A 1751-nucleotide genomic window follows, 5' to 3' on the forward strand; every position below is an offset into this window, starting at 1 on the left:
AAGATCGTCATCACGACCGACGTGGTCCGTGCGGAGATCGATACCGCGGGCGGCATCCTGTCTCGTCTCGAACTGCTGCGCCACAAGGACGAGGCCGGCAATCCGGTCGTGCTGTTCCAGCGCAGCGCCGCGCATACCTATATGGCGCGCTCGGGCCTGATCAACGGCGACCTGCCGAACCACACGACGGTGTTCACCGCCGCGCCGGGTGCGCGCGACCTGGGCAATGCCGGTTCGCTCGACGTCGTGCTGACCGCCGAGAAGGACGGCGTGCGCTTCGCCAAGACCTACCGCTTCCAGAAGGGCAGCTATGTCGTCGCGACGCGCTTCGACGTGACCAACAACCGTGCGCAGCCGGTGTCGCCGACGCTGTACATGGAACTGGCGCGCGACGGCAGCCATGTCGAGCAGTCGCAGTTCTACAGCACGTTCACCGGCCCGGCCGTCTACACGGACGCGGACAAGTACCACAAGATCAGCTTCGAAGACATCGCCAAGGGCAAGGTCACGATGCCCGGCCCGTCGGACAACGGCTGGGTTGCGATGGTGCAGCACTACTTCGCCTCGGCCTGGCTGCCGCAGACCGGCAAGCAGCACAGCTTCTACGTCGAGCAGATCGACCCGAACCTGTATCGCGTCGGCGTGCAACAGCCGCTGGGCGAGATCGCGCCGGGTGCGACGGTATCGACCGACGCGCGCCTGTTCGCCGGTCCGCAGGAAGAGCACATGCTCGAGCAGATCGCCCCGGGCCTGGAGCTGGTCAAGGACTATGGCTGGCTGACGATCCTGGCCAAGCCGCTGTTCTGGCTGCTGGAAAAGCTGCACGGCATCCTGGGCAACTGGGGCTGGTCGATCATCGCGCTGACCGTGCTGATCAAGCTGGTGTTCTTCCCGCTGTCCGCGGCGAGCTACAAGTCGATGGGCAAGATGAAGGACCTGCAGCCGCGCATGACGTCGATCCGCGAGCGTTACAAGAACGACCCGCAGAAGATGAACCAGGAGATGATGGCGCTGTACCGCACCGAGAAGGTCAATCCGCTCGGCGGCTGCCTGCCGATCCTGATCCAGATCCCGGTGTTCATCGCGCTGTACTGGGTGCTGCTGTCGTCGGTCGAGATGCGCGGCGCGCCGTGGCTGGGCTGGATCAAGGACCTGTCGGTACCCGACCCGTTCTACATCCTGCCGATCGTGATGGCCGTATCGATGTTCGTGCAGACCAAGCTGAACCCGACGCCGCCGGACCCGATCCAGGCCAAGGTCATGATGATCATGCCGCTGGTGTTCTCGGTGATGTTCTTCTTCTTCCCGGCCGGCCTGGTGCTGTACTGGGTGGTCAACAACATCCTGTCGATCGCGCAGCAATGGCAGATCAACCGGATGCTGGGCAAGGGCAAGACTGCGGCGCCGGCCAAGGGCTGAGCCCGACCGGCACCGCGCCACGACAAGGCCCGACGCGAAAGCGTCGGGCTTTTTCTTTGGGCGGCGCCTGGACCCAAAGACGACCATGCGCCGCTTCAAGCAAGGCCGTTTCCTACACTGTAGCCAGGCGAATTGACAGCGGGCCGGCGCGAGTCACCGGCTCCAAATTGCCGACATGGGCACTCTGACACTGAAACGCCGGATGCGCGCGCTCGACGCCTTTGCCGCGCTGGCCGCCGCCGACCTGCAGCGGATCGCCAGCGCGCTGCGCGCGCTGGACCGGCGCGACCGCCCCGACGACCTGCATGCCCTGCGCGTGGCGGTCCGCCACC

Annotated in this window: 1 protein-coding gene; it reads left to right on the top strand. The window is 65.4% G+C overall.

Annotated elements, in window-relative coordinates; all coding sequences use genetic code 11:
• Window positions 1–1419 (top strand): membrane protein insertase YidC (gene yidC, locus B551_RS17620; RefSeq protein ID WP_023264669.1); only part of this gene is annotated, 1419 nt, incomplete at its 5' end.
• Window positions 1420–1751: the final 332 nt, after the last annotated feature.

It is taken from the genome of Cupriavidus sp. HPC(L), assembly GCF_000307735.3.
Lineage (GTDB): Bacteria > Pseudomonadota > Gammaproteobacteria > Burkholderiales > Burkholderiaceae > Cupriavidus.